Here is a 24,685-nt window from a genome sequence, read left to right on the forward strand (position 1 = left end):
CACGAATCGGGGTCCGTGGCGGAGGAGGGGTCGGTCGGGGGCGTACGACCGTACGGGGAGGGGGAGTTCGGCCCTGATCGACCGCCTCCGGGGCGGGAGGTCCGCCCCGGACGCGGGAGCCCCGCGGGGCGGGGAGCACCAGGAGGCCACCTCGTCCGGTGTCAGGAGCCGGGGACCATCCCCGCGTCCGCGGGGAGCGCACCGGCGGGTCCATCCGGCGGCGAGGAAGTCCCGGGTCCGGGCGAGTGCCTGCTCGACTCGGGCGGTGGTCATCCATCCGGTCGCCCTGGCCGGGGGCAGGGTGATCCCGGCCGTGCCGTTCGCCCGGCGCGCCGCGGGTGAGCCCCTGAACGGGTCCTCCGGCGTGGGCCGCAGGACCGGGCCCCGGGGCGGTGCCGCCGTGGGGCGTGCCGACTCGGCGGCGACCGGCTCGGCCGTCGTCCGCGGCCCCCGTCTGTCACATCCGGGACGCCAGGATCAGGATCAGCAGGGCGGGCGGTGCCAGCATCGTGGCCAGGTGGGCGAGGAGGGCCCGGATCGTGCCCAGCGCGGCGAAGAGGAGCAGACCGCCCGCGAGCCAGCAGCCGAAGATCCGGGCCGCCGACCCCTGGACGGCGGATTCCTGCTCGCGGGTGCGCACCTCGAAGCCCGGCAGTACGCCGACCGCCATCGCCAGCAGCATCGTGAGCAGTACGACGTTCCCGATCGCGACAGCGGCGGCGGTCCGCCGGTCCGCCCGGCGGATGCGCCGCCGGAGCCTCAGTACAGCGTTCATGGGCACGGCAGCCTAAGGCATGGGCAGAACCTTCGGATGATCACGGGGGGTTCAGGGTGCGGGTGAAAGGGTCCGCAGGAAGACGTCCCCTGTGGCGTTGGTGTCGCCGGAGACGAGATTGCCGGCACGTGAGACGAAGGCAACCATGCCACCGTCGTTGGTGATCGACACCCGGCCCGGGAAGGAGTGGTCGGAACCCGGGCCGCCGTCCATCGCGGCGCTAGCGTTCCGCACCTCACCGGTTTCCAGGTTCCTGATGTGGAGCTGCCGCGGTCCGGCCGAACCGGGGAGGCCCGCGGTGTAGAGAGCGAACCGGCCGTCGGCGCTCAGCGAGCCGTCGCCGGCAGCGGCCCCGGGTCCGGTGGCCGGGATCGGCCGGGTGGTACCCGTTGCCAGATCGCGGATGAAACTCCGTGAGTACTGGTCGTCCGCCGTCACCGGACTCGCGTCGAAGAGGTTGAAGAGCACCAGGTTGCCGTCCGCACTCAACGACAGCCCGCCCAGCCGCCGCTCGGGCGTCGGCCCGTTCTCCGAGACGTCCACCGTCTGCCGCTGTCCGGTGCTCCGGTCGAGGAGGTGGACATTGCCCTGGGAGGTGCCCTCGGGCAGGTATCGGAAGGAGGTGTACGCGATGCGCTGCCCGTCGTCGCTGATGACGGGGGCGCCCGCGTAGTAGGTGGCGGCCGAGGTGTTGGGGTGACTCACCCACTGCGTCGTACCGGCCTGAAGGTCCCGTACGTACACCCTTGCGGCCTCCGCTGCCGTCGACCCCTGCGGGCGGTACGTTACGAACACGACATAGCGTCCGGAGCCGCTGATCCGGGGGAACAGCGGGCTGCCACCGGTGAATTCACCGAGACCGACGTCCACCCGCTGTGTGTGGCCCGTGGACAGATTGCGCACATGCAGTCCACCGTGTGCCGTGATCACCATCAGGTTCTCCGATGCACTGAAGTCGTGTACATCGGCCGGGTGGCCCTGGGAGGTCACCAGCTCCACTGTCCCCGTCTGCCGGTCACGCAGGTACGTCCCGTGCCAGCCCACAGGTGCGACCGGACCGGGCAGCAGGTTCCGCGCCCGCGACATGAAGGCGACATAGCGGCCGTTCCTGCTGATCACCGAGACGAACGACGGCCCGTCGCCCTGCGTCCCGTCCGCGGCCGCACTGATCCGCTCCGTCGCCCCACCGCTCACGGGGGTGGCAGTCGCCGTCCCCATCGGCAACAGCGCCGCCAGCAGACAGGCCCCCGCCGCAGCCGTCACCGCGCGTAAGATCCGTCTCATTCGTCCTCCAGGACACTCACGGCCCCAGCCCCCTGGCGAGGCCTTTCCACGATGCAACCGCACCCCGTCCGGGACGGGCAATCACCCCGGTTGTGTACAACCCTGGACGGGGTTCGCGCGTCCGGGCGCCCGGGGCGGGGGTTGCTCATGCCCCCGCCGCTCCCGGAGGGCCGCCACCCTTCGGTACAGCTCCACCGCCTCCTCGTGGCGCCCGAGCTGTTCCAGGCAGTGGGCCTGGTCGTTGCGGCTCGCCAGGGCGTCCGGGTGGTCCGGGCCGAGGACGCGGTCGCGGGTGTCGGCCACCGAGGTGTAGACGGTCAGGGCCTCGGGCCAGCGGGCCAGCCAGCCCAGGGCGACGGCGACCTCGCGCCGGCTGACCAGGGTGTCGGGGTGGTCGGGGCCCAGGGTCGTGGCGCGGCGGGTGCTGATGTCGCGGGCCTGTTCCAGGGCTTCCGGCCAGCGGCCCGTACGGCCGAGGTTGACGCCGAGGCCGTGGCGGGCGCGCAGGGTTTCGGGGTCGTCGGGGCCCGACAGCCGGGTGCGGTCGGCGATCAGGGCGGTGTAGAGGTCGACGGCTTCGGCGGCCCGGCCGAGGCGGCCGAGGCCGATGCCGACCTCGTAGCGCGCGGCCAGGGTGTCGGGGTGGTCGGCGCCGAGGGCGCGGGTACGGGCGGCGGCGACCTCGCGGTACGCGGTCAGGGCCTCGGTCCAGCGGCTGAGCCGGCCGAGGGCGTAGGCCACCTCGTAGCGGGTGACCAGGGTGTCGGGATGGTCGGCGCCCAGGATCCGGGCGCGGGCCTCGGCGACGTCGCAGACCATCCGGAAGGAGTCTTCGAGGCGGCCGAGCCTGCTCAGGTTGAACGCGAGGTTGTGGCGGCAGCGCAGGGTGTCGGGATGGTCGGGGCCCATGAGGTGTTCCCGGGCGGTGAGCACCTCCGTATAGCGTTCGTGTGCCTCCAGATGGCGGCCGAGCAGTCCGAGGACGTACGCGGTCTCCTGGCGGGCGGTCAGAGTGTCGGGATGGTCGGCGCCGAGGGCGCGTTCGCGGCCGTCGGCGACGCGGCGGAAGGCGTCGAGCGCATCCTCGGCGCGGCCGGTGCGGCTGAGGGTCAGGGCGACCTCGTAGCGGCTGGCGAGGGTGTCGGGATGGTCGGCGCCGAGGGCGTGTTCGCGTTCGGCGGCGACCGCGCGGTGGACCTCGCCGGCCTCCTCCCAGCGCCCGAGCCGGCCGAGGCTGAGCCCGGCGCTGTGGCGGCCGGCGAGGACGGCCAGGGCTTCCGGTGACGGGGTGGGGCGCTCGCGCCGTACCGGCTGCCCGGCGGGCGCGGGGCGGACGGCGGCGGTTCCGGTGGTCCATTCCCCGGTCAGTCCGGCGGTGTGGTCGGGCAGGACGGGCCGGAGCGCGGTGGCCGTCGCGCGGTGGCCGCCGGTCATCCGCCGGCCCCAGACGGGCAGGGGCACCGGGCCGGCAGGCCCGGCGGTGCTCCGGGCGGGTGCGGTGGGCAGGCCCTGGGGGCCCGTTATCCGCAGGCGCAGATCGCGGGCGTCGGCGGGGCGGCCTTCGGGGGTCTTGGCGAGCAGGTCGAGCACGGTCCGCTGGACGTGTTCGGGGATTTCGGGCCGGTGGACGCGGAGCGGCTGCGGGACGGTGTCGCGGTGGCCGATGAGGACGGCCCAGGCGTCGTCGTCGTCGAACGGCGGGACTCCGGTGGCGATCTCGTAGAGGACGCAGCCCAGGGAGTAGAGGTCGCTGCGGTGGTCGACGTGTCCGCCGCCGATCTGTTCGGGCGACATGTAGTGGGGGGTGCCCATGGCGATGCCGGTGCCGGTGAGCCGGGACGAGGTGCCGATGTTCTCGCCGAGTCGCGCTATGCCGAAATCGCAGATCTTCACCGTGCCGTCGGTGAGGCGGACGATGTTGGCGGGTTTCAGGTCGCGGTGGACGATGCCGCGTTCATGGGTGTACGCGAGGGCGTCCGCGACCTGGACGGCGATCTCGACGACATCGTCGACGGGCAGCGGTTCATGGGCGTTCTCCTCCAGCAGCTGGCTGAGGTTGCGTCCGTCGAGCAGCTCCATGACCAGGAACAGCACGCCTTCGTACTCGCCGAAGTCATGGACGACGGTCACTCCGCGGTGCTGGAGCGCGGCGGCGACGCGGGCCTCGCGGCGGAAGCGTTCGCGCAGGACGGTGGAGAAGGAGGCGTCGTGGTGGGGGCCTGCGGGCTTGAGGCATTTGACCGCGACGCTGCGTCCCAGGGACTCGTCGACGGCGCGCCACACCTCGCCCATGCCGCCGCGCCCGATCACCTCCTCCAGCCGGTACCGGTCCTGAATCAGCCTGGACTCCGCCATTGCCTTCCGTCGCCCCCGTCGGTCTTTCCGCTCCCCGGAGGTCCAGTATGGCGGGGCGGCCCGGCGGTGTGTACGGGCCGGTGGGCGGAGCGGGCGGGGCGGCAGAGGTACGGGCCGGGGCCGGCCGGCCCCGGCCCGTACCCGCTCCGGATCAGGAGCCGTAGCGCAGGGCGATGGTGTCGCCGATGCCGATGACCCGGTCGCGGGCGGCCGCGGTGAAGGCGGATCCGTCGACGCTCGCCTTCCAGGTGCTGCTTCCGCTGTTGGCCGTGCCGTTGACGGCGGTGACGGTGCCGGTGCCGGAGGACGGGGTCACCGAGGTGACGCAGCCCGCCGGGGTCGCGGCGCCGGCCGCCGCGTCCAGGACGGCCCCGAGGGTGGTCGTGCTGCCGGTGGGCGTGAAGGCGACCGAGCAGACCTTGAGCGCACCCGTACCGTCGTCGACGGTGAGGGCGAGTTCGGTGGCGGTCCCGGAGGTGAAGGCGCTCTGGGCGACCCAGCGGGGGGCGCCGCCGGTGGGGATCGGCGGGGCGGCGGTGAAGCCGCCGCCCGCGACGGCCCGCAGGGCGTCGGTGGAGGAGTAGGCGGAGGGGCTGCCGTCTGCGGGCTTGTAGCGGAAGCCGCCGCCGGGGTTGAACTGCTGGGCGATGAGGAAGTCGACGGGGGTCTTCCCGGCGGGGGTGAGGAAGTCGCCGGTCTGGGGGTTGATACCGCAGGCGTTGAGGCCGGAGACGGCCCAGCCGTTGGAGCTGGAGTTGATGCCGTACATGGCGGTGAACGCGCCGGATGCGTTGACCAGCTTGTTCTTCAGGAAGGTACGGGCCTGGACGATATCGGGGTCGGTGGCGGGCACGCCCGCGGCGCAGAGCGCGGCCATCGAGGCGCCGGTCATGTCGACGTCGCCGGGTGCGGCCAGCCGGACGGGGTCGCCTTCGGCCTTCTGGTAGTCCCAGCCGCCGTCGGTGTGCTGGTTGGCGCGGATGCGGGTGACGATCGTGTCGAGGAGGGCCTGCGGTACGCGCTGTCCGCCGGTCTGGGTTCTGGCGCCGGCGAGCGCCAGGCCGGCGAAGACGGTGCCGTTGTAGTTGGCGCTGTTGCCGAAGTATCCGGCCTCGGCGGTCTGCCAGTAGCCGTAGACGTCGGCGATGAGGTTGCGGGAGGCGGAGACCCGGGCCGGGTCGATTCCGGCGGCGTAGGCGTTGAGGGTGCCGCGTTCGTAGTCGGTGACGACCGGGGTCGCGGACGGCCAGGCGGCGGTGGCGAGGAGGTTGCGGTAGACGGTCCGGGCGTTCTTGGTGGTGTCGCCGCCCGGGGCGACGTCCACGACGGCCGTACCGGCGGCGGCGAAGGCGCTGAACGCCCATTCGCTGGAGAGTCCGGAGCCCGCGTAGGAGCCGTCGGCGGCCTGGAGGGTCTTCAGATAGGCGACGCCGTTGGTCTTGGAGGTGGCTATCTGGGCGGGGGTGGAGGTCGCCGTGGCGGGCAGTGTCGCGGCGGCGAGGGCGGCGGCCGCGGCGGTGGTGGCGACCAGGGCGCGCAGTGCGGCGCGGGGCATCGGTGCGGTGGTTGCGCTACGGGGCATGTGGCCTGCTCCTGTGATGGGGGACGCCGGCCGGGCGCACCGTCCGCCGGGCCCGGGGCTCACCGGGGCCGTGGGGGCCGCTGGGCCGCCGTCCGAACGCGAGGTAACGGCTTCCTGAGTGGTGCGAGCCGCATGGGCATTCGGACTCGGCACGGTTTCCGCCGTCCCACACCGTTGCGCGTCAGTTCCGGATTCACACCGGATTCCCCCATGTGACAGCCCTGGACGGTACCTGAGGCGCAACTGCCGCGCCACCGTGCCGGTTTCACCGGAGGCCCCGCGGGGCGGTGGGATTCAGGTCACCTTGACGCCCCCTTCGGCCACATGTTCCAATCCGGCTGATACATGCTCATGTCCAGGGGAAGCCGGTGGAAATCCGGCGCTGACCCGCAACCGTGAGTCCGCCGGGCGGCGGACGAGCCGGACTGCCTGGGACGGGCGCTCGATGCAGCGAGAAACGCCGTCGCGGACTACGGCGTGGTCGACCGGCCTCCGGCGGAGTGACGCACTCCGGCCCGTGCGGGGCCGCCCCCGCCACGTGCCGTGCCCGCGCGGACGAAAACGGGGGGCCGGGGTGGGGACGAACCAAGGGACAGACGGGCGCGGCGGCCGGTGGCGGAGCCCGCGCTCCTGGGCGGCCGGGGCGGTGGCGCTGCTGGTGCTCTGCTCGGGCGGGCTGTACGCCGCCGCTCCGCCCGCGGCCGCCGACGCGCCGGAGAAGTGCACTCCGTCGAAGGGCGCGATCGTTGCGGTCGACTTCGGCGCGTTCGAGGGGCCCGTGGTCCGCGGCTGCGACCCGACTCCGACGACGGGGTACGAACTGCTGAAGACCGGCGGGTTCAGCACCGCGGGCACCGAGCACGACGGTCCCGCGTTCATCTGCCGGATCGGTCATGCCGCGGCCCCGGACGGCAAGCAGTTTCCGACGCCGGACCGGGAGAAGTGCAAGGACACCCCGGGCGCCGACGCCTACTGGTCTTACTGGGTGGCGGCGAAGGGCACCAAGGACTGGCGCTACAGCAGTCTGGGGGCAATGTCCCGGCAGCTGAGGCCGGGCGATGTGGACGCCTGGGTGTTCGGTGCCACGGAGATCGGGGGCGGCGGTGCGAAGCCGTCGTTCAGCCCGGACCAGATCCGGGCGGGCAACGGCCCGGCGGAGGTCCGCACCCGGGCGGCGGGCGGCTGGGTGCAGCAGCGGCTGACCGGCGGCGAGCGGGTGGAGACCTCCCCGGGCGAGCCCAGTGACCTGCTGACCGTCAAGGCGGCCTATGCCCTGGCCGCTACGGTGGGCAAGAGCGCGGTCCTGGACCGGGTCTCGGCGTATCTCCGCGGCCGTACCACCGCCTATGCCTATCCGCAGGGCACCGACCAGCCGCCGAACGCGGAGGCCGCGGCCCGGCTCGCACTCCTGGCGAAGATCGTCGAGAAGGATCCGCGGGACTTCGGCGGCCATGATCTGATCGGCGGTCTGCTGGCGGCGGTCTGCCCCGAGCCGGCGCCCGGAGCCCCACAGGAGGGCTGCTCGGCCGCGGGCGACTTCCGCGGGGCCGGGACCACCGAGGCACAGGCGATGGCGGTGCTGGCCCTGGTCCGTGCGGGGGTGGAGCCCCCGGAGTCCGCGGTCGCCCGGCTGACCCGGCTGGACTGCCCCGGCGGAGGTCACGGCAGCATGCTGAACCCGCCCGGCCAGTACTGCGACGGCGAACCGGCCGCGACCGCGTGGATCGCCCTGGCGCTGCACGCGGCGGGCGGCTTCGACGGGGCCCTGGCCGAGACCCTGGAAGAACTCAAGGGACAGCAGCGGGCGGACGGTTCCCTCCCCGGCTACACCGACAGCACCAATGCCGCCGATGTCACCACCACGGCCCTCGCCGCGCAGGTGCTGCGGGCGACGGGCGACAAGGCCCGCGCGGACAAGGCCGTCGCCTGGCTGGCCGGCCGGCAGTTCCCGCTCGGTGGTTTCAGCTCCGACGAACTCGCCCTGGAACCGCATCTCTACCCCACCGAACCGGCCGCGCTGGCGGGCACCGGCACCGATCTGCTGAACCTGGTCGCCAAGGTGATCCCGGCGGATCCGGAGAATCCGGCCGAGCCGGGCGGGCCGGACCCCGGCGGCCCCGGCCCCGGTCCCGGCAAGGGCCCCGACCTGAAGAAGGGCGTGGCCTATCTCACCGCCCCGAAGCAGCTGGTCCGCGGCCGCTACTACCCCGTACCAGCCACCGGGCGCGCCGATTTCGGACTGACCATCGACGGTGCCTTCGCGCTCGCCGCCACCGGGCACGACAACGCCAAGCTCCGCGGGATCGTGGACTTCCTCGACCAGGGCGGCAAGGACGGTGAGGGCCGCAGCCTGCACAGCTGGACCCTGACGGGCACCCAGCACGCCTCGGGCGGTTCGATCGGCAAGGCCGCGCTCCTCGCGCAGACGGTCGGCCGTGATCCGCGGGCGTTCGGCGGCCGTGATCTGATCGCCGCGCTGGCGGAGGAGACCTGCGCCGCAGCGGGTCAGGGCTGCGACGCGAAGGGCAACTACCGCAACGCGAGGTCCGTGTTCGGCCAGTCGCTGGGCATCATCGCGCAGGTGCGGGCGGATGAGCGGGAAGCGGCCGCCGTCCCGGTGGAGTATCTGCTCTCCCTCCAGTGGCCGTCCGGCGCCTTCCCGAGCGTGATCCCGGTGAAGAACTCTTCGGACCAGGAAGTGGACTCCACGGCGATGGCCGCCATGGCGCTCCACCTGGTGGGCGGCGAGAAGGCCGACGCGGCCGTGGCGCGCGCCCTGAAGTGGATCGCGGGCAGGCAGCTCGCCGACGGCGGCTTTCCGGGCGCGTCCGGGAATTCGGTCAACTCGGCGGCGCTGGCGATTCAGGGGCTCGCGCTCGACGAGCCGGAGTACCGCGACCGGATCGCCCGTGCGCAGGTGTTCCTGGCGGGCCGGCAGAACACCGACGGCGGATTCGACGTCGCCGTCGACGAGCCCGGTTCCGACGTGAGGGCGTCGGCGCAGGCGGTCGGCGGTTCGACCACCGTCTCGTTCGCGGTGCTGAAGCGGAGCCTGGCGGGCACGTCCCCGCAGCCGGACCCCGGACCGGGCCACGATCCGGACGGCGGCGCCCCGCCGCAGATCGTCACCCCCGGGGAGGGCTCCGGCGGAACGGACGGCTCCACAGGTGCCACGGGCTCCGGAGGCTCCGGCGGGGGCCGGCTGGCCTCGACCGGTACGGACCCGATGCCGTTGGCCGGTCTCGCGGCCGCCCTGCTGGCCGCCGGTACGGCCGCGGTCGTCACGGCCCGCCGCCGGATGTCCGCGGGGAGCCGCGGATGACCCGGGTACGGTTCGCCCGCGCGGCCGCGGCGCTCGCGCTGACGGCCGCCGCGCTGGGGGCTCCCCTGTCCCCGGCCGTAGCCGATCCGCAGCCGATGGGCCGCTGCACGACCTCGTCCGGTGCGGTCCTCGCGGTCGACTTCAGCCGCTGGGGCGGGCCCGTATACCGCTCCTGCGGTACGACTCCGACCACCGGCTACGAACTGCTGAACCAGGGCGGCTGGCGGACCGCCGGCACGGGCCACGACGGCCCGGCGTTCATCTGCCGCATCGGCTACAGCGGCCACCGGGGCGGGAAGATGTTCCCGCCGCCGGACCAGGAGGACTGCGTCCTCACTCCCCCGGCCTCCGCCTACTGGTCGTACTGGCACGCCGATCCGGGCGAGAACACCTGGGAGTACAGCACCCTCGGCGCCATGCTCTACAAGCCGAAGCCCGGCAGTGTCGACCTGTGGATCTTCGGTGGGACGGACATCGGCGGCACGAAGGGACGGCCGAAGGTCACCCCTGATCAGCTGCGGGCGCACAACACCCGGCCGGTGGGCGGCGCACCCGCGCCCACCGCGAAAGCACCAGCGGTACCGCCGGGTACGGACACCGGCCCGGCTCCGGTCCGTACCACCGCACCCCCGACCCCCTCACCTGCCACCACACCGTCCGCCGCACCCTCCACCCGCACGCCGACCAGCGCCGCCCCGTCACCGTCCCCGTCGCCGTCCACCGCTGCTCCGTCGCCCACCGCGTCGGCGCCGGACGCGGTGGCCGCCGCGAGCGGGGCCCCGAAGGTCGTGGACGCGGCCCCGGCCACCGACGCCCACCACGATTCGGGGTCGGCGCTGCCCGTCCTCGCCACGGTGGGCCTGGTCGTGGTGCTCGGCGGGGCGGCCGTGGTCACGGTCCGGCGCCGCCGGCGCACGGATTAGACGGAGCCGCCCACGTGTTGCGCAGCGCCACCGGCCCCGCGCCGGACCCGGGCGGCCGGAGGCTGCCCAGGACCCTGCACCCCGTCGCCTGGTGGATCTGGGCGCTGGCGCTGGCCACCGCGGTCAGCCGGACGAACAATCCGCTCCTGCTGTTTCTGGTCCTGGCGGTCCTCGGCTACGTCGTCACCGTGCGCCGTACCGAAGCGCCGTGGGCCAGGGGCTTCCACTACTACCTCTGTCTGGCGCTGATCGTGATCGCGATCAGAGTGGTGTTCCGGGCCGTCTTCGGTACCGGGATCACCCCGGACGACCACTTCCTGTTCTCGCTGCCGACGATCCCGACACCCGACTGGTACGCGGGCATCCAGATCGGCGGTCCGGTGTCGCTGGAGGCGCTGCTGTCGGCGGCCACGGAAGGGCTGCGGCTCGCATGCATGCTGTGCTGCATCGGGGCGGCGAACACACTGGCCAATCCGAAGCGGGCGCTGCGGGTGCTGCCGGGCGCGCTGTACGAGCTGGGGGTCGCGGTCACGGTGTCCATCAGCGTCGCGCCCCAGCTGGTGCAGAGCGTCCGGCGGGTGCACCGGGCCCGCCGACTGCGGGCGGGCCGGACGAAGGGGCTCCGGGCGCTGCGCGGGATCGTGGTGCCGGTGCTGGAGGACGCCCTGGAGCGGTCGCTGCGGCTGGCGGCGGCGATGGACTCGCGGGGCTACGGCCGGGCCGGTTCGGCGACACGCCGTTCGCGGCGGCTGACGGGGGCGCTGATGCTGCTGGGGATGTGCGGTCTCTGTGCCGGGGCGTACGGTCTGCTCGACGCGACGGCACCGCGACCGCTGGGGCTGCCCGCGCTGGCCGTCGGCGCCCTGCTCTGTCTGGCCGGGCTGCGGCTCGGCGGCCGGCGGGTGACGCGGACGCTGTACCGGCCCGATCCGTGGCGGTTTCCGGAGTGGGCGGTCGCCGGGTGCGGGGTGCTCTCGGCCGTGCTGCTGTTCAGCGGGACCGGGTTCGACGCGGCGGAGCTGAACGCGTCGCTGTATCCGCTGGGCTGGCCGTCCCTGCCGCCGGTCCCGGCCGTGGCGATCCTGCTCGCCGGGGCCGCCGGATTCCTGTCGCCGCCGCCGTCCGCCGTACCCGCGGAGGCTTCACCCCGCGCCGCCGCAGGTGCCTCGGCCGAGGCTTCGCCACGGGCCGCCACCGCTGCTTCCGCCGAGGCTTCGCCCACCGCCGCCGGTGCTTCCGCCGAGGTTTCCGTCCCGCGCGCGGTCGCGCGCCGCACCGAGGATTCCGCCCTGTGATCACTTTCGACGAGGTGTCCGTCGTCTACGACGGTGCGCCGGAACCCGTACTCCGCCATGTCTGTACGACGGTGGAGGAGGGCGAACTGTGCCTGGTCACCGGGCATACGGGGGTCGGGAAGTCGACTCTGCTGGGGGCCGTCAACGGGCTGGTGCCCCATTTCACCGGCGGCACCCTGCACGGCCGGGTCGTCGTCGACGGCCGGGACACCGCACACCATCCGCCGCGGGAGCTGGCCGATGTGGTGGGCGTGGTGGGCCAGGATCCGCTGGACGGCTTCGTCACCGACACCGTCGAAGAGGAGCTGGCCTATGCGATGGAGCAGTTGGCGGTGCCGCCCGCGACGATGCGCAAACGGGTGGAGGAGACCCTCGACCTGCTGGGTCTGGCGGAGCTGCGCCACCGGCCGCTGTACGAGCTGTCGGGCGGGCAGCAGCAGCGGGTGGCGATCGGTTCCGTACTGACGGCCCATCCCCGGGTCCTCGTCCTCGACGAGCCGACGTCCGCGCTGGACCCGACGGCGGCGGAGGAGGTGCTCGCCGCCGTCACCCGGCTGGTGCACGATCTGGGGGTGACGGTGCTGGTCGCCGAGCACCGGCTGGAGCGGGTGGTGCAGTACGCGGACCGGGTGCTGCATCTGCCCGGAGACGGGCGGGTCGTGTCGGGGCCGCCCGCCGAGGTGTTCCGGGATTCGGGTGTGGCGCCGCCGGTGGTGGACCTGGGCCGGGTGGCGGGCTGGTCTCCGCTGCCGCTGTCGATCCGTGACGCGCGCCGGGCGGCGGCCCCGCTGCGGACCGCGCTCGCCGCCGCCGTGCCCCCGCCGGCCCGGCCCGCTCCCGCGGGCGGCGGGCACGGCGGATCGGTGGTGCTCGCCGCCCGGGGGGTGACGGTGAAGCACCGGAACGTACCGGCTGTGCGGGAGGTCGCCCTGGAGCTGCGGGCGGGCGAGGTGACTGCGCTGATGGGCCGCAACGGCTCGGGGAAGTCGTCGCTGCTGTGGGCGCTCCAGGGGTCGGGGCCGCGGCAGGCCGGAACCGTGGAAGTCTTCAAGGGGGGTACCGCCGCCGATCCGAAGAAGCTGCCCGCGGCCGGGGCCCGGCGGCTGGTCGGCCTGGTGCCGCAGACGGCGACGGACCTGCTCTATCTGGAGAGCGTCGCGCAGGAACTGGCACAGGCGGACCGCGAATCGGCGCCGGACGCGGGAACGGCCGTACCGGCGCGGGAGATCCTCGACCGGCTGGTACCCGGTATTCCGGGGAGCGCGCATCCGCGGGATCTGTCCGAGGGCCAGAAGCTCGCCCTGGTCCTGGCGATCCAATTGGCCGCGGCGCCGCCGGTGGTGCTGCTCGACGAGCCGACGCGGGGGCTGGACTACCGGGCCAAGGAGCAGTTGACGGGGATCGTGGACGGGCTGGCGCGGGAGGGCCGCGCGGTGGTGGTGGCCACGCACGATGTGGAGTTCGTGGCCCGCGCGGCGGACCGGGTGGTGGTGATGGCCGAGGGGGACGTCGTCGCCGACGGGCCGACTCCGGAGGTCATCACGGCGTCTCCGGTGTTCGCCCCGCAGGTCGCGAAGATCCTGGCACCGCTGCCGTATCTGACGGTGGGACAGGTGGCGGCGGTAGCGGGAGAGCGGAGGACGGCGGGATGAGCGGCGTTCCTACGGAACCGGGACCGGGACCGGGTCCGGAATCAGGACGGGGTCCGGGACGAGGACCGGGACCGGGTCCGGAACGGGAGTTTTCGGTGCCCGCCGCACCCGCCGCACCCGCCGCACCCGCCGCACCCGCGATCAGGATCGGCCCGCGCGCCGGAATCGTGATCGCCCTCGCCGCGCTTCTCGGCCTGGTGGCCTTCTTCTGGCCGTTCGTCGTCGCCCCCGGCACCTTCGCCTCCCACTACGCTCCCCCGCTGATCTTCGGCGTGCTGCTGGTCCTGGTGCTGTCCGTGGTGATCTCGGAGATCGCCGAGGGCGGGATCGACTCCAAGGCACTGGCCATGCTGGGCGTCCTGTCGGCCGTCAACGCGGCGCTGCGCCCGCTGGGGGCGGGCACGGCGGGCGTGGAGACGGTGTTCTTCGTCCTGGTGCTCGCGGGCCGGGTGTACGGGCCGGGCTTCGGCTTCACCCTGGGCTGTACGTCGCTGTTCGCGTCGGCCCTGATCACGGGCGGGGTCGGCCCCTGGATGCCGTACCAGATGTTCGGCTGTGCCTTCGTCGGCATGCTGGCGGGCCTCCTCCCGAGGGCCTCGGGCCGCCGGGAGGTCCTGATGCTCGCCGTCTACGGTTCGCTCTCCGGCTATCTCTTCGGCTTTCTGCTCAATCTGTCGTTCTGGCCGTTCTCCGTCGACCCGGGCAGTTCGATCGCCTATCTGCCGGGGCTGCCGTTCACCGAGCAGTGGCAGCGCTACATCGCCTTCGATATCGCGACATCGCTGGGCTGGGACACGGGCCGGGCGGTCACCAACTTCGTCTGCATCCTGCTGGCGGGCCCGGCGGTCCTGACGGTCTTCCGCCGCGCGGCCCGGCGGGCCCGTTTCCGGGCACCGGTACGGTTCGCACCGCCGGGCGCGCCGCGGCAGGACGGCCCGGGGGCGTGAGCGCCGGGCCGCGGGCACCCGGGCTGGTCCGTACGAGGCAAAAAACTTCGCCGGACCATGTCGAGAATCCGTGGCCCGCTCCGTCCCCGGGGTGAACGCGGCCAGAATGGCCGCACCAGCACCAAGGAGACCGTCATGGCGAAGTACCTGCTTCTCAAGCACTACCGCGGCGCACCGGCCCCGGTGAACGACGTGCCCATGGACCGGTGGACGCCGGAGGAGATCTCGGCGCACGTGCAGTACATGAACGACTTCGCCGCTCGTCTGGAGGGGACCGGCGAGTTCGTCGAGGGGCTGGCGCTCGCTCCGGAAGGGGCCTGGGTCCGGTACGACGGCGAGGGGCGGCCGCCGGTCACCGACGGACCGTTCGCCGAGACCAAGGACCTGATCGCGGGCTGGATGGTGATCGACGTCGACAGCTACGAGCGCGCCGTGGAACTGGCCGGGGAGCTGTCGGCCGCGCCCGGTGCGGGCGGGAAGCCGATCCACGAGTGGCTGGAGGTCCGCCCCTTCCTGAGCGCCCCGCCCACCATCACCGACTGACCCACTCCCACGATCATGGACGAAGCACTGCTCCGGAGTCTCACGCCGAGCGTGATCGGCGTCCTCGTCCGCCGTGGAGCCGATTTCCCGGCGGCCGAGGACGCCGTGCAGGAGGCGCTGGTCGAGGCGGTCCGCCGCAAGGAGGCCGGTGAGCCCGGTGCGGAGCCGGTACGGGATCTCCGGGGCTGGCTGACGACCGTGGCCTGGCGCAAGTTCCTCGACGCGGCGCGGGCGGACGCCGCCCGGCGCCGGCGCCAGGACCTGCTGTACGAGGAGCCGGCGCCGGGACCGGTGCCTTCGGTGGACGACACCCTTCGGCTCTACTTCCTCTGCGCCCATCCGTCGCTGACGCCGTCGTCGGCGGTCGCACTGACGCTCCGCGCGGTCGGCGGGCTGACCACCCGCCAGATCGCGCGGGCCTATCTGGTGCCCGAGGCGACGATGGCTCAGAGGATCAGCCGGGCCAAGCGGACGGTGTCCGGGGTCGGGTTCGACCGGCCGGGGGATGTCTCCACCGTGCTGCGGGTGCTCTATCTGGTCTTCAACGAGGGCTACTCCGGCGATGTGGACCTGGCCGCCGAGGCGATCCGGCTGACCCGGCAGCTCGCGGCCGCGATCGACCACCCGGAGGTGGCGGGGCTGCTCGCCCTGATGCTGCTCCACCACGCCCGGCGGGCCGCCCGGACCGCGCCGGACGGGGCTCTGGTGCCGCTGGCGGAGCAGGACCGCGCCCGGTGGGACACCGCCCTGATCGGCGAGGGCGTCATGATCCTTCAGGCCGCCCTCGCCCGCGACCGGCTGGGCGAGTACCAGGCCCAGGCCGCGATCGCGGCGCTCCACGCCGATGCGCCCGGCGCCGGGGAGACGGACTGGGTGCAGATCGTCGAGTGGTACGACGAGTTGGTACGGCTGACGGACAGCCCGGTCGCCCGGCTGAACCGGGCGGTCGCGGTCGGTGAGGCGGACGGCCCGCGCGCCGGGCTGAAGGCGCTGGCGGAGCTGGACGCCGCCCTCCCCCGCTACACGGCGGTGGCGGCGTACCTCCATGAACGCGACGGCGACCGGACGACGGCGGCCCGGCTCTACGCGGAGGCGGCCCGGAGCGCCACCGATCTGGCCGAACGCGACTATCTGACCCGCCGGGCGGCCCGGCTCAACGCCCTCGGGTAGCGGGTGCGGGGCGAGCGGTCGCGGCGTTCCCGCCGTACTTGGCCCCGGCCCCGGCCCGGCTCCGGCTCCGGGTGGGCCACCGCCCCGGGACGGCTGCCGGCCCGGCTAGGCCCCCGTATCGCCGAAGCGCGACAGGGCCAGCGCGCCCGTCACCGCGGCCGCGAATCCGGCGACGGCCACCCATTCGAGGCCCGCGTGCGGCCGGTCGCCCAGCCAGAGGACTCCGACCACGGCGGGCCCGGCCGATTCCGCGAGGATCATGCCCGCCGTCGCCACGATCACCGAACCGCGCTGGAACGCGGAGGTGAGCAGGGTGAACCCGGCGGCTCCCCCGAGCAGCAGCGCGTAGAGGGCCGGATTGCCGAAGAGCCGGGGCAGGGCGGGGGAATCGATCAGCCGGACCGCGACCGCCACCACGCCGAAACCCGCGCCCGCGCCGATGCCGAGCAGCAGCGCGCGTGGTCCGTCGGGGATCCGGCCCGCGAGCGCGCCGGCGAGGAGCACCGCCACCGCCGCGCCGAGCAGGCACCAGCGCAGCGCGGCCGGGGCGGGCCGGTTCCCCTCCGCCCCGGAGGCGAGGGCGATCATCGCGAGACCCGCGCAGACCATGCCGACCGCGCTCCACTCGGCGAGGGTCAGCCGGGCCTTGAGCAGCCAGGCGGCGACGACGGCGGTGACGGCGAGGCCCGCGGCCAGCGCGGCACCGACCGCGTAGAGGGGAATCGTCCGAAGGGCGACGATCTGGAGGGCGAACCCGGCGCAGTCGAGTACGAGTCCGGCGGCATAGGGGCCTTGGCGCAGGGCGCGCAGCGGCAGTACGGGGTCCACGCCGGAGCCGGGTCCGGACGCGACGGAGCGCGCCCCGATGGCCTGGAGGACGGAGGCCGTACCGTAGCAGCAGGTCGCAGCGAGTGCGCACACCATCCCCAAGGACACGGAACGACTGTAGGGGCCGGGCGCCGTGAGACGCCGGGGGCAGGGCCGACGGCGGGGCGGGGGCCACCCGTACGGGGTCTGCGGAGGGGTCGGGGAGGCCCGCGGCCCGCCCGTCGAAGGGGGGCCGTCCGCCCATCGAGGGGGGCTGTCCGCCCGTTCTTCCGCTCCGGCGGCCGGTGGCCGGCGCCGCCCTCCGCGCGACATGCCGTTTCAATCAGCGGGTTCCGGGCCCGGTCATGGGGGGATGTGTCCATGCGCGTGTTCTCCCGTCTTCTCTCGAACCACAGGGCCAGGGCCCTGGCCGCCGCCGTCCGTACGGGTGCCGCCCGGGGCCGGGCCTATGTGCGCAGCGCCCCGGGCACCTATCTCTGGCTGGCGGTTCTCTTCGTCACCACCGTCCTCGTCCATTTCATGTCGCCGGAGTTCGAGACCGAATTCCTGCGGCATCGTTCGACCAATATCGAGCAGCTTTCGACGGATCCGGTACGGGTGCTGATCTCCAGCGCCCTGTGGATCGACGGCGGAGGCTGGCTCTCCTATGCCGTGCTGTACAGCGTCTTCCACGCACCGGCGGAACGCTGGCTGGGCACCCTCCGCTGGCTGGTGGTCGCCCTCGCCGCCCATGTGCTGGCCACGTACGCCAGCCAGGGCACTCTGCTGTGGGCGATCCGTCATGGTCTGGCGCCGGAGTCCGCGGCCGACACGCTGGACTTCGGGGTGAGCTATGCGCTGGCGGGCGTCGTCGGCGTGCTGGTCTACCACATCGCGGCGCCTTGGCGGTACGTGTATCTGGCGGGGGTACTGGTCGTGTACGGGCTTCCGCTGGTCACCGGACACACCTTCACGGACCTCGGCCATTTCGTCGCCGTGCTGATCGGTCTGGCCTGCCTGCCGCTGACCTGGGGCCGGGGGCCCGCGTGGAACCCGATGGACACGGTCCGCCGGGTACGGGACGGACTGCACCGGCGGAAGGAGCCCGGCGGCGGGGCAGGGGGGTGACCGGTGCCGTGCCGATCCCGTGCGGGGACGGCCCGGCACCGGCGGGTGGGGCAGCGGGGCCGGCCGGTGGCCGCCGGCGGCCGCAGGGTGGTCGGAAGAAGCGGCGGACGAGTACGTCGGACGTGCCGTTGGTGTCGCCGGGCGGATGCGCCACTTCGCCGACGGGTGACCGCGGCGGCCGACAAGGCGGAGCCGTTCGATCCGTTCGGCCAGTGGATCGGCATCGCCCCGCTCCGCGCGCAGGACCTCGCCGCCGCCGGCCTCGGCCGGGCCGCCTGGCCAACCGTGCGCGCCTGCGCGGCCGCTCGCTTCTTGGATCAGGATGCGGCTCGGCTATGCGGTTGGCCGCAGAAAGCCGACGACGGCCTCCTTCTCCCTGTCGATACCCTGCTGGGTCCGAGGCGGGACAGGTTCGAACGCATCCACCTGGATGGAGCGCGCCCCGGAGCCACGGGTCCAGGTGGCGACGGCCAGGCCGTCGGCGATGACGGTGGGCCGGATGAGGCCGCCTCCGGGCCGGACGCGGGCCTGGTGGAGAGCGGGGACGGACATCTCGCGGGTGCAGTAGCCGATCAGGTAGTTGTCGTAGGCGGGCAGCATGCGGACGTCCGGGGTACCGGACGAGTCCGGGAGTTCCCTCATCCGCCCGGCGAGCACGGTCAACGCGCCGTACTCGGTGATCGCGCCCGATTCCGCCAGCAGTTTCCAAGCCCTGCGGGCCCAGCCGACCGGCAGCCCGGACCAGGCGGCGAAGTCCTCCGGGGTGGCGGGGGCGTGCGCGGCAAGGTAGCGGCGGGCCAGCTCGGCCAGAGCATCGTCGCCCTCCCACTGGAAGCGCGCGGTGGCGGGCAGCCAGTCTTCGAGCGGTACATACGTGGCTTCGCCGGCGCGCTGTGGGCCGTGGCAGAGGGTGCCGGTGAGTGCTGCGTGGCGGATCAGGTGGAAAGACGCCTGCCCGTCCGACGGGATACCGAGGGTGGTGAGGTGTTCGGTCAGCTCGGCCCGGGTGAGTGGTCCGTGCGCGGCAAGGACCCGCCGGATGAGATGGTCGGCGCGCCGGCGCAGATCATCGTCCAGGCCCAGCTGCTGGTAGCGGCGGCTGGTTGCGGCAAGGATCCGAGGGGCGAGCAGTTGCAGGACCCAGTGGGCGTCGTCGCTGGGGATGGTGTGCAGGGTGCCGCGCAGGTACCAGTTGCGGACGATGCTCCGCTCGTCCTCGTACGCGGTGCGGATGGCCTGGGCGGTGATGTTCGGCCCGCGTACCCGGATGCCCAGGTCGGCGGCCGTGGCGTCTTGGGCCTGGATGGCGAAGACTCGTCGGACGACCGCCTCGGCAGAGGCCTCTCGTGCCCCGCCGGCCAGGGCCTGCGCACAGGCCCGCAGCCGACGGACGCTTTCGTGGTCCGGCATCGTGTGCGTCTCGGCCGGCGCGGTCAGGAGACGGCCGCGTCGAGGATGGCGGCGAGTTCGGCGGGCGCGGAGAGCATCGGCCAGTGTCCGGTGGGCAGGTCGAAGCGCCGCCACGGCGGCTGGTTCAGGTAGGCCAGCATCGGCACCCCGGCTGCCAGCAGTCCCGTGAAGTCATGGCAAGCGACCAGGACACGGTCCACATCAGGGCCGGGCTCGGCCGGCCCGGTGAGAGGCTGGGTGAAGGTGCCGAACGGCTGCGGGGTGGCACCCGCGCGCAGTACGTCCCGCCGGCCCTCATCGAGCCCGTCGAGGCTGCTGGACAAGCCCAGGACCTCATACGGCGGCATCGGCAGCCGCCACCCGCCGGAAGCGTCGGCCTGCCGGCGCAGCTGGTCCGCTGCCTCCGGCGGCATCAGGTCGAGCATGCACATGCCCGCGGCGAACGGGGCGCTGTCCACGTACACCACGCGCTCCAGCCGGTCGCCGAGACGTCCGGCTGCCCCGGTCACCGGAGCGGCCGCATAGCTGTGGGCGACCAGCGTGACATCGCGCAGATCGTTCCGCTCGACACATCCCGTGATATCGGCGATATGCGTGTCCAGATCCGTCTCGGGTCCGCCCTGGCCTGCGTGCTCGGCCAGGCCCGTCAAGGTCAGCGGCAGCGCTGTGTGGCCGCGTTCCCGCAGAGCGCGGGCGGTGTCTTCCCAGGCCCATGCGCCGAGCCAAGCGCCGGGAACGAGTACGAAGGTGGCCATGCGATCTCCCAGAAGTAGGTGCTGCGGGGAGCGTAGAGTCCATACAGGACAGAATCCGCCCTGAAATGCCGAGTGATCCATGTCGCATCCCCTGACCCGTGTACTGACCCTGCTGGAACTCCTCCAGTCCAACGCCCGGCTCACCGGGACGGAGTTGGCCGACCGCCTGGACACCGACGTCCGCACGGTGCGCCGGTACACCGCCCACCTGCGGGAACTGGGCATCCCCGTGGAAGCCGAACGCGGCCGCTACGGCGGCTATCGGCTGGCCCGCGGCTACCGCATGCCACCCCTGGTCCTGTCCAACGACGAGGCCCTCGCCGTCGTCCTGGGCCTGCTCGCCGCAGAACGCCTGGGCATGGGCACCGCAGCACCGGCCGCGGCCGGTGCCCTGGCCAAGATCGAGCGGGTGCTTCCGCACGCCCTGCGCGAACCGCTCGCCGCCATGCGGGAGACCCTGTCGTTCACCGCCAACGCCGTGGCGGGGCAGGCACCCGGAACCGGCGTCCTGCTGGCACTGGCCCAGGCCTCTCGCGCCGGCACGACTGTCGGTATCAGCCACCGGTCCTGGCGCCAGGAACACACCGAACGCGATATCGACCCCTACGGCGTGGTCTTCCACACCGGCCGCTGGTACGTCGTCGGCCACGACCACCTCCGCGACAGCCTGCGTTCCTTCCGCATCGACCGCATCGCCTCCGTCACCCCCCGAGCCGGCAGCTTCACCGCTCCCGCCGGCTTCGACCCCGTGGCCCATCTGACCTCGACCCTCGCCCAGGGGCCGTACCGCTGGCGGGTCGAGGTGACAATCCATGGCCGCCTCGATGAGATCGCCCGCCGACTGCCTCACTCAGCGGTGACCCTCACCGCCCAGCCCGCCGGCGTTCTCATGCACGCACGGGCGGAACGTTTGGACGGCATGGCCCACCTGCTCGCCTCCCTGGAATGGCCCTTCACCATCCACCAGCCCGACGAACTGAGGCAGGCGCTCAGGAACCTGGCCGCCCAGCTCACCGCAGCCGCCCAGCGGGATCCGGAAGAACTGCCGCAGTAAATCCCGGATCCACTGCGGCAGAGCCCCCTACCGTGATCATCGCGACCTGCGGTCGGCCGTTCCCGCCGCCGGGGCGAGTTGCAGCATTCCAGTCGATTCCGCCGGTGCAGAGGTGCGGGAGGCGCTCCAGTCTCCGGCGGACCGGATATCCGGCGGCGGAGAGACCGGCGGCGGATATCCGCGCGGCCGGGCAGCCGTAGTGGCGGTCGTCGCCCCGCCGGGCGGCGAGGGCCGGCGGGTGAACCGGAGGCGCCGCTCCCGCGTCCTGGGCCGCCTCCTCCTGCGGGACCGTACCAGGCGTCGCTGTACGCCCGTGATCGCGGCCTGCTCTGACACGCGCGTGCCGACGGCGACGACGCAACGGGGTGGTCAGCGCCGTACCAACGCGATTACCGTGCGCTGATGTCGTACCGACTCCATGCCGCCGTCAGCGACTTCGACCGCTTGCGAAACCGGACTTCGGGGATGCCGTGGGCGGTGGTCGCCCCCCTCGCGCAGCGCATGGGGCTGCTGGTGCTGCCGGACGGGCTCCCGGCCGATCTGCCGCGAACCTTGAGCGACCTGTCGCAGGGCGGACCCGTCGCCCTGGTGGAGGCGGACTTCTGGGGCGGTGACGGGCATCAGACCGCTTCCTTGTGGCGAGCCGGTGTACGGGAATGGGGGCCGGTGCACACCGCGGAGTTCGGCGGCCCACGGGACGACTGGCCGATCAACGCGGCGCTGGCCCGGCTCGGCGCCGTACGGGCCGACCCCTGCGCGCCGGAGCACCGCGACCTGTTCGTGGAGGTGGGTCTCGGCCGGGGACGGGACGAGGAGGACTGGCGCCGGGCCGCTCTGCGGGCGCAGGACGCGGCCGACTGGGACACGTGGTACGCGGGAGAGCAGGCCGAGCGGGAACGCGAGGAGCGCGCCGCGGCAGAGCGGGCGAGATACCAGCGGCTGCCGGGGGTTCCCGCGGCGCTCGACGGCAGGGAGATCACCGCACTGCTCGGCATCCCGCAGGGCCGCACGGTAGGCGCGGCCGTCCGCGTTCTCCAGCAACTCCACCTCGACCGCGGCCCCCTCTCCCGTGAGGAGGCCGAGGCGGCGCTGCTCGCGTGGGCCGAGGACCGGGGGCCGGGGAGCGCGCCGGAGGGAAGCAGCGGCTCCCCGAGGCAGTGACCGGCCGCTCCGGCCGCAGTCGTTCAGCGGCGGACCCGGGGCATACCGAGGCCCAGCCAGGAGATGATCTCGCGCTGGATCTCGTTGTTCCCGCCGCCGAAGGTGAAGACGACGGCCGAGCGGTAGCCCCGTTCCAGGTCGCCCTGGAGTACGGCTCCGGCCGAGCCCTCCTTGAGCGGTCCCGCCGCGGCGACGACCTCCATCAGCCAGGCGTAGGCGTCGCGGCGGGCCTCGGAGCCGTACACCTTGACGGCGGAGGCGTCCTGCGGGGTGAGGCTGCCGTCCTCGACGGCCCCCACCATCCGCCAGTTCAGCAGTTTCAGCGCGTCCAGCCTGGTGTGGGTGCGGGCGAGCCGGCCCCGGACCCAGCCGAGGTCGATCACCCGCCGCCCGTCGGCGAGTTCGGTGTCCGCCGCCCAGCGCTGGACGTCGTGCAGGGCGCGGATCGCCATGACGCCGTGGGCGGCGAGGGTGACGCGTTCGTGGTTGAGCTGGTTGGTGATCAGCCGCCAGCCGCCGTTCTCGGGGCCGACGCGGCGGCTCGCGGGGACCCGTACGTCCTCGTAGAAGCCGGCGGTGGTGTCGTGGGAGGCGAGGGTGGTGATGGGGGTGCAGGAGTAGCCGGGGTCCGTGGTCGGGACCAGCAGCATGGTGATGCCCCGGTGCGGCGGGGCCTGCGGATCGGTGCGGACCGCGAGCCACACCCAGTCGGCGGTGTCGCCGTTCGTCGTCCAGATCTTCTGCCCGTTGACGGTGTACGTCCCGGTCTCCTCGTCGCCCTCCCGTACCGCCCGGGTCCTGAGCGCGGCCAGATCGGTCCCGGCGTCCGGTTCGCTGTAGCCGATGGCGAAGTCGATCTCGCCGGAGAGGATCCGTGGCAGGAAGTACGTCTTCTGCTCGTCGGTCCCGTACCGCATCAGGGTCGGGCCGACGGTGTTCAGTGCCATCAGCGGCAGCGGTACGCCCGCTCGCGCGGCCTCGTCGAAGAAGACGAACTGGGCGAACGCGCTGAGCCCCCGGCCGCCGTACTCCGTCGGCCAGCCGACCCCGAGCCACCCGTCGGCACCGAGCCGGCGGACGGTCCTGCGGTAGTACCGCTTCTGCTCGGCGGGATCCGCGAACCGGGCGCGGGCACCGTCCGGGACGACGGTGCGGAAGTACGCGCGCAGCTCGTCGCGCAACTCCTGTTGCTCGGGGGTGTGGTCGAGGTGCACGGCCCCTCCAGTGGCTGATACGGCCCGCCGGGCGATGCCGGGCGCGGCGCATACGGTAGAACGTGTTGCAGTAATGAGGAAGGTGCCCGGGACCGGGGATTGACGTCCGGCGCGTGCGCGAAAGGATGGCGGCAAGATCCGTACTCCTCGGTCCCCGGGATGAAAGGACACCGCCGCATGGCCCACGACGAGGTGGACCCCGCGCCCGTACTGCTCCGCACGGAGGGCCGCGCCGCGTACCTCACCCTGAACCGGCCGCGGGCCATCAACGCCCTCACCCACACCATGGTCCGTGACCTGGCCGCCGCGCTCGACCGCTTCGACGACGACCCGTCGGTGGCGGTGATCGTCCTGACGGGCGCCGGAGAGCGGGGCCTGTGCGCGGGCGGCGACATCCGCGCGATCCGCGCGGACGCGGTCGCGGGCGGCCGGGAAGCCCTCGCGTTCTGGCACGACGAGTACCGGCTGAACGCGAGGATCGCGCGCCTGCGGACGCCGTACGTGGCGGTGATGGACGGCATCGTGATGGGCGGCGGGGTCGGGGTCTCGGCCCACGGCTCGGTACGGATCGTGACCGAGCGGTCGGCGGTGGGGATGCCGGAGACGGGTATCGGCTTCGTCCCGGACGTCGGCGGTACGTATCTGCTGGCGCGGGCGCCGGGCGAGTTGGGCACCCATCTCGGCCTGACGGGCCTCCCGGTGGGCGCCGGGGACGCGATCCTGTGCGGCCTGGCGGACCACTACGTCCCATCGGGCGACCTGGCGGCGTTCACTGCGGAGCCGGCCGGGACGGACGTGCGGGATGCCGTACTGCGGTACGCGCGCCCGGCCCCGGAGGGCGTACTCGCGGCGCAGCGGGATTGGATCGACGCCTGTTACGGGGCGGGTTCGGTGGAGGAGATCGTGCACCGCCTGCTGACGCACGGCGCGCCGGAGGCGAAGGAGGCGGCGGAGACGATCCTCACGCGGTCGCCGACGTCGCTGAAGGTCACGCTGACGGCGCTGCGCCGGGCGCGGGCGCTGGATTCGCTGGAGGAGGTGCTGGAACAGGAGTACCGGGTGTCGTGCGCGGTGTTCGGCTCCCCGGACCTGGTGGAGGGCATCCGCGCCCAGGTCATCGACAAGGACCGCCGCCCGAGGTGGTCCCCGGCGCGGCTTGAGGATGTGGAGGAGGGGGCGGTGGCGCGCTTCTTCAGGGCGGGGAGCGGGAGCGGCCTCGGGCTGGTGGGGCGCTGACGGCCGGGACGGATCCGGGGCGTGGGCCGGGGTGCCGGGCGGACCCGGATCCCGCCGGAACACCCACCTCCG

19 protein-coding genes and 2 riboswitches are annotated in these 24,685 nt (G+C 73.4%); of the genes, 11 read left to right on the forward strand and 8 right to left on the reverse strand.

What is annotated here, in order from left to right:
• Positions 1-457: 457 nt before the first annotated feature.
• The 4 genes from ACIQ9E_RS25460 to ACIQ9E_RS25475 form a co-directional block, all read right to left on the reverse strand.
• The gene (locus tag ACIQ9E_RS25460; RefSeq protein WP_403710727.1) at positions 458-775 is read right to left on the reverse strand and encodes a hypothetical protein; all 318 of its coding nucleotides are present in this window, start codon (positions 773-775) and stop codon (positions 458-460) included.
• A gap of 51 nt (positions 776-826) precedes the next feature.
• Positions 827-2,059, reverse strand: coding sequence for a TolB family protein (locus tag ACIQ9E_RS25465; protein WP_403710729.1), 1,233 nt, complete (start codon positions 2,057-2,059; stop codon positions 827-829).
• 81 nt (positions 2,060-2,140) lie between these two features.
• A complete protein-coding gene (locus tag ACIQ9E_RS25470) occupies positions 2,141-4,414 on the reverse strand; it encodes a tetratricopeptide repeat protein (RefSeq protein ID WP_403710731.1) in 2,274 nt (757 codons plus the stop codon).
• 151 nt (positions 4,415-4,565) lie between these two features.
• Complete coding sequence (locus ACIQ9E_RS25475; protein WP_403710733.1) at positions 4,566-5,996, reverse strand: hypothetical protein; 1,431 nt, start codon at positions 5,994-5,996, stop codon at positions 4,566-4,568.
• A 134-nt stretch (positions 5,997-6,130) separates the two neighbouring features.
• A riboswitch (cobalamin riboswitch) is annotated at positions 6,131-6,205 on the reverse strand.
• A gap of 109 nt (positions 6,206-6,314) precedes the next feature.
• Positions 6,315-6,444: riboswitch (cobalamin riboswitch) on the forward strand.
• A gap of 126 nt (positions 6,445-6,570) precedes the next feature.
• Here ACIQ9E_RS25475 and ACIQ9E_RS25480 point away from each other — a divergent pair.
• The 7 genes from ACIQ9E_RS25480 (at position 6,571) to ACIQ9E_RS25510 (ending at position 15,848) form a co-directional block, all read left to right on the forward strand.
• A complete protein-coding gene (locus ACIQ9E_RS25480) occupies positions 6,571-9,318 on the forward strand; it encodes a prenyltransferase/squalene oxidase repeat-containing protein (RefSeq protein WP_403710735.1) in 2,748 nt (915 codons plus the stop codon).
• Entirely contained in the window at positions 9,315-10,241 is a 927-nt protein-coding gene (locus ACIQ9E_RS25485; protein WP_403710737.1) for a hypothetical protein, read from the forward strand. Before ACIQ9E_RS25480 ends, ACIQ9E_RS25485 begins: the two co-directional genes overlap by 4 nt.
• 14 nt (positions 10,242-10,255) lie before the next feature.
• Positions 10,256-11,536: an energy-coupling factor transporter transmembrane component T gene (locus ACIQ9E_RS25490; protein WP_403710739.1), complete on the forward strand. Its 1,281-nt coding sequence runs from the start codon at positions 10,256-10,258 to the stop codon at positions 11,534-11,536.
• Positions 11,533-13,188: an ABC transporter ATP-binding protein gene (locus ACIQ9E_RS25495; protein WP_403710741.1), complete on the forward strand. Its 1,656-nt coding sequence runs from the start codon at positions 11,533-11,535 to the stop codon at positions 13,186-13,188. Before ACIQ9E_RS25490 ends, ACIQ9E_RS25495 begins: the two co-directional genes overlap by 4 nt.
• A 95-nt stretch (positions 13,189-13,283) precedes the next feature.
• Positions 13,284-14,135, forward strand: a complete 852-nt coding sequence (locus tag ACIQ9E_RS25500) for an ECF transporter S component (protein ID WP_403710743.1) — start codon at positions 13,284-13,286, stop codon at positions 14,133-14,135.
• A gap of 135 nt (positions 14,136-14,270) precedes the next feature.
• A complete protein-coding gene (locus tag ACIQ9E_RS25505) occupies positions 14,271-14,678 on the forward strand; it encodes a YciI family protein (protein WP_403710745.1) in 408 nt (135 codons plus the stop codon).
• A gap of 15 nt (positions 14,679-14,693) precedes the next feature.
• Positions 14,694-15,848, forward strand: a complete 1,155-nt coding sequence (locus ACIQ9E_RS25510) for an RNA polymerase sigma factor (RefSeq protein ID WP_403710747.1) — start codon at positions 14,694-14,696, stop codon at positions 15,846-15,848.
• 105 nt (positions 15,849-15,953) lie between these two features.
• Here the strand turns inward: ACIQ9E_RS25510 and ACIQ9E_RS25515 are convergent, their stop codons facing one another.
• Positions 15,954-16,772: a hypothetical protein gene (locus ACIQ9E_RS25515; protein ID WP_403710912.1), complete on the reverse strand. Its 819-nt coding sequence runs from the start codon at positions 16,770-16,772 to the stop codon at positions 15,954-15,956.
• Positions 16,773-17,036: 264 nt separating this feature from the next.
• On the opposite strand from ACIQ9E_RS25515, the gene ACIQ9E_RS25520 reads away from it, so the two are divergent.
• A complete protein-coding gene (locus tag ACIQ9E_RS25520; RefSeq protein ID WP_403710749.1) occupies positions 17,037-17,783 on the forward strand; it encodes a rhomboid-like protein in 747 nt (248 codons plus the stop codon).
• 333 nt (positions 17,784-18,116) lie between these two features.
• Here the strand turns inward: ACIQ9E_RS25520 and ACIQ9E_RS25525 are convergent, their stop codons facing one another.
• Positions 18,117-19,193, reverse strand: coding sequence for a winged helix DNA-binding domain-containing protein (locus ACIQ9E_RS25525; protein ID WP_403710751.1), 1,077 nt, complete (start codon positions 19,191-19,193; stop codon positions 18,117-18,119).
• 23 nt (positions 19,194-19,216) lie between these two features.
• A complete protein-coding gene (locus ACIQ9E_RS25530) occupies positions 19,217-19,948 on the reverse strand; it encodes an alpha/beta fold hydrolase (protein WP_403710753.1) in 732 nt (243 codons plus the stop codon).
• 79 nt (positions 19,949-20,027) lie between these two features.
• On the opposite strand from ACIQ9E_RS25530, the gene ACIQ9E_RS25535 reads away from it, so the two are divergent.
• Both ACIQ9E_RS25535 and ACIQ9E_RS25540 read left to right on the forward strand, forming a co-directional pair.
• Positions 20,028-21,002: a helix-turn-helix transcriptional regulator gene (locus ACIQ9E_RS25535; RefSeq protein WP_403710755.1), complete on the forward strand. Its 975-nt coding sequence runs from the start codon at positions 20,028-20,030 to the stop codon at positions 21,000-21,002.
• A 402-nt stretch (positions 21,003-21,404) separates the two neighbouring features.
• A complete protein-coding gene (locus ACIQ9E_RS25540) occupies positions 21,405-22,163 on the forward strand; it encodes a hypothetical protein (protein ID WP_403710757.1) in 759 nt (252 codons plus the stop codon).
• 23 nt (positions 22,164-22,186) lie between these two features.
• Here the strand turns inward: ACIQ9E_RS25540 and ACIQ9E_RS25545 are convergent, their stop codons facing one another.
• Positions 22,187-23,377: an acyl-CoA dehydrogenase family protein gene (locus ACIQ9E_RS25545; RefSeq protein WP_403710759.1), complete on the reverse strand. Its 1,191-nt coding sequence runs from the start codon at positions 23,375-23,377 to the stop codon at positions 22,187-22,189.
• Positions 23,378-23,554: 177 nt separating this feature from the next.
• Here ACIQ9E_RS25545 and ACIQ9E_RS25550 point away from each other — a divergent pair, with 177 nt between their 5' ends.
• A complete protein-coding gene (locus tag ACIQ9E_RS25550) occupies positions 23,555-24,613 on the forward strand; it encodes an enoyl-CoA hydratase/isomerase family protein (protein ID WP_403710761.1) in 1,059 nt (352 codons plus the stop codon).
• Positions 24,614-24,685 lie beyond the last annotated feature (72 nt).

This window comes from Streptomyces sp. NPDC094448 (assembly GCF_044763775.1).
In the GTDB taxonomy this organism is placed as follows: Bacteria; Actinomycetota; Actinomycetes; order Streptomycetales; family Streptomycetaceae; genus Streptomyces.